This is a genomic window from Neisseria sp. P0001.S007, from assembly GCF_051963655.1.
Classification (GTDB): Bacteria; Pseudomonadota; Gammaproteobacteria; order Burkholderiales; family Neisseriaceae; genus Neisseria; species Neisseria subflava_A.
The window spans coordinates 1-3,478 of sequence record NZ_JBQCUB010000020.1 but is presented as its reverse complement, the minus strand read 5'-3'; the positions used below and the strand labels follow the sequence as shown (position 1 = coordinate 3,478).

3 protein-coding genes are annotated in these 3,478 nt (G+C 46.1%); all 3 read right to left on the bottom strand.

Annotated features, from left to right (window positions below; all coding sequences use genetic code 11):
• Window positions 1–161 precede the first annotated feature (161 nt).
• On the bottom strand, window positions 162–2,267 hold the full coding sequence (gene fusA, locus ACTHRE_RS11005; protein WP_036491326.1) for an elongation factor G: 2,106 nt from the start codon (window positions 2,265–2,267) through the stop codon (window positions 162–164).
• Between the two features lie 18 nt (window positions 2,268–2,285).
• Window positions 2,286–2,756, bottom strand: a complete 471-nt coding sequence (gene rpsG, locus ACTHRE_RS11000) for a 30S ribosomal protein S7 (RefSeq protein ID WP_002240962.1) — start codon at window positions 2,754–2,756, stop codon at window positions 2,286–2,288.
• A gap of 117 nt (window positions 2,757–2,873) precedes the next feature.
• Entirely contained in the window at window positions 2,874–3,245 is a 372-nt protein-coding gene (gene rpsL, locus ACTHRE_RS10995; RefSeq protein WP_002218431.1) for a 30S ribosomal protein S12, read from the bottom strand.
• Window positions 3,246–3,478: the final 233 nt, after the last annotated feature.

Sequence of the window (3,478 nt, the reverse complement as noted above, 5' to 3'; positions counted from 1 at the left end):
TTTTACCATGGTCAACGTGACCGATGGTGCCAACGTTTACGTGCGGTTTGCTACGTTCAAATTTTTCCTTAGCCATGAGCTAATTCCTTTACATATAAAGATCGATTAAAGAACAATGGCCGTCTGAAAATTTATTTTCAGTTTCAGACGGTCTTTTCTGATTAGCCTTTGCGGGCTTCAGTTACAGCAGCAGCTACGTGAGCAGGAGCTTCAGCGTATTTTTTGAACTCCATGGAGTAAGTAGCGCGACCTTGGGTTGCAGAACGCAGGTCGGTTGAGTAACCGAACATTTCTGCCAGAGGTACTTCGGCACGGACTTTTTTACCGCCGATACCGTCATCATCCATACCCAATACAACGCCACGACGACGGTTCAAGTCGCCCATTACGTCACCCATGTATTCTTCAGGGGTTTCCACTTCAACTGCCATGATTGGCTCAAGCAGAGCAGGATTGGCTTTACGCATACCTTCTTTAAAGGCTTGAGAAGCAGCCAATTCGAACGCCAGTTGAGAGGAGTCAACGTCGTGTGAAGAACCGAAGATCAAACGTACGCGTACGTCAACTACTGGGTAACCTGCAACGATACCGTTAGGCAGGGTATCGCGGATACCTTTATCGACAGACGGAATGAATTCGCGAGGAATCACACCACCTTTAATTTCGTCGATAAATTCGTAACCTGCACCACCCGGCTCCATAGGTTCCATTTTGATCACAACGTGACCGTATTGACCTTTACCACCGGATTGTTTAGCGTGTTTGTATTCAGCTTCAACTTCTTTGCGGATAGTTTCACGGTATGCAACTTGCGGCGCACCAATGTTAGCTTCCACACCGAATTCGCGTTTCATACGATCAACAATAATTTCCAAGTGCAATTCACCCATACCGGAAATAATGGTTTGACCGGATTCTTCGTCTGTACGAACGCGGAAAGAAGGGTCTTCTTTCGCCAGACGGTTCAGGGCGATACCCATTTTCTCTTGGTCGGCTTTGGTTTTTGGTTCAACAGCAATGTGAATTACCGGCTCAGGGAATTCCATGCGTTCCAAGATGATTGGTGCGCTTTCAGCACACAGGGTTTCACCAGTGGTAACGTCTTTAAGACCGATCGCAGCTGCAATATCACCAGCGCGTACTTCTTCAATTTCAGTACGGTCTGCAGCAGTCATTTGCACCAGACGACCGATACGTTCGCGAGTACCTTTTACTGAGTTCAATACGGTATCACCGGATTTCACAACACCAGAGTAAACGCGGATGAAAGTCAATTGACCAACGTATTTATCATTCAACATTTTGAACGCCAATGCAGAGAATTTCTCTTCATCGCTGGCTTGACGGCTGTCAGCTTCTTCAGTGTTAGGGTTAACACCTTGAACTGGAGGAATGTCGGTAGGAGCAGGCAGCAATTCTACAACTGCATCCAACATACGTTGAACACCTTTGTTTTTAAATGCTGAACCGCACAACATTGGTTGAATTTCACCGGCCAAAGTACGTTGACGCAATGCGCCTACGATTTCTTCTTCAGTCAGCTCATCACCGCCCAAGTATTTGTCCATCAATTCTTCGCTGGCTTCAGCTGCGGCTTCAATCATGTTTTGACGCCATTCTTCAGCAGTCTCAACCAATTCAGCAGGAATATCGCCATAGGTAAAGGTTGTACCTTTATCGGCTTCATTCCAAATAATGGATTTCATTTTCAACAGGTCAACAACACCGCTGAAGCTGTCTTCCGCACCAACCGGAATCACGATAGGTACTGGGTTTGCGCGCAAACGGGTTTTCATTTGCTCAACAACGCGGAAGAAGTTGGCACCTTGACGGTCCATTTTATTTACAAATGCCAAGCGAGGTACTTGGTATTTGTTAGCTTGACGCCATACGGTTTCAGATTGAGGTTGAACACCGCCTACTGCACAGTAAACCATTACCGCGCCGTCCAATACACGCATAGAACGCTCTACCTCTACGGTAAAGTCAACGTGTCCCGGGGTGTCGATGATGTTGAAACGGTGCTCAGGGAACTGTTTCGCCATACCGGACCAATAAGAAGTCACAGCAGCAGAAGTAATGGTAATACCACGCTCTTGCTCTTGTTCCATGTAGTCGGTAGTAGCTGCGCCGTCATGCACTTCGCCCAATTTGTGAGTCAAACCTGTATAGAACAAAATACGTTCTGTTGTGGTTGTTTTACCCGCGTCAATATGGGCAGAAATACCGATATTGCGATACAGGCTGATAGGGGTCTTACGAGCCATTTTGTTAGCCTTTCGATATTAAAAACGGAAGTGAGAGAATGCTTTGTTTGCTTCAGCCATGCGGTGTACTTCTTCACGTTTTTTCAACGCACCGCCACGACCTTCAGCCGCATCAATCAATTCACCCGCCAAACGCAGGTCCATAGATTTCTCACCACGTTTACGGGCCGCGTCGCGAACCCAGCGCATTGCCAAAGCCAGACGACGTGAAGGACGAACTTCAACAGGAACTTGGTAGTTTGCACCACCTACACGGCGGCTTTTCACTTCCACGATAGGTTTGGCGTTTGCAATGGCTTCGTTAAATACTTCGATTGCTACTTTGCCGGTTTTTTTCTCAATTTGTTCCAGCGCACCGTAAACGATACGTTCTGCAACAGATTTCTTACCGTCAATCATCAATACGTTCATGAATTTAGTCAGCTCAACGCTGCCGAATTTAGGATCTGGCAGTACGTCGCGCTTAGGGACTTCTCTACGTCTTGGCATTTTAATTTCCTTTAATCTATTCAGTTGGGTCAATTCCCATGAATACCCAATTGAGTATTCACTTACTCGGCCGTTGTTCAGCTTAGGCGGCCGACGTGCCTATTTGAGTCCCGATAATTATTTAGGACGCTTAGCACCGTATTTAGAACGGGCTTGTTTACGGTCTTTAACGCCTGCAGTATCCAAAGAACCGCGTACAGTGTGGTAACGTACACCTGGTAAGTCTTTTACACGACCGCCGCGAATCAATACGACGCTGTGCTCTTGCAAGTTGTGACCTTCACCGCCGATGTATGAAATTACTTCAAAACCGTTAGTCAAGCGAACTTTACATACTTTACGCAATGCAGAGTTAGGTTTTTTAGGGGTAGTTGTGTATACACGGGTGCATACGCCACGTTTTTGCGGGCAAGCTTCCAGTGCAGGCACTTTGTTTACGTACACAGGCTTTTGACGGCCTTTGCGTACCAATTGGTTAATAGTTGGCATATTTTCTCGTCCTGTTGAGTTAAATACTTGCCGACACCATGTCGACAAGATTGGAATTATATTTTTATTGCAAGGGTTTAGTCAAGCAAATGACTGATAAAGTTTGGTGTTTTCCAATTTATGCCTAAATTTTAGAAACAAAGGCCGTCTGAAACATTCAGACGGCCTGAGACCTTTGCAAAATTCCTTTCCCCCAACAGCCGAAACCTAAACACAGGTTTTCGGCTGTTTTT

Bases quoted from the DNA above. Each gene is read 5' to 3' on its own strand.
- rpsG (WP_002240962.1), bottom strand. From the start codon at position 2,756: ATGCCAAGACGTAGAGAAGTCCCTAAGCGCGACGTACTGCCAGATCCT.
- fusA (WP_036491326.1), bottom strand. From the start codon at position 2,267: ATGGCTCGTAAGACCCCTATCAGCCTGTATCGCAATATCGGTATTTCT.
- rpsL (WP_002218431.1), bottom strand. From the start codon at position 3,245: ATGCCAACTATTAACCAATTGGTACGCAAAGGCCGTCAAAAGCCTGTG.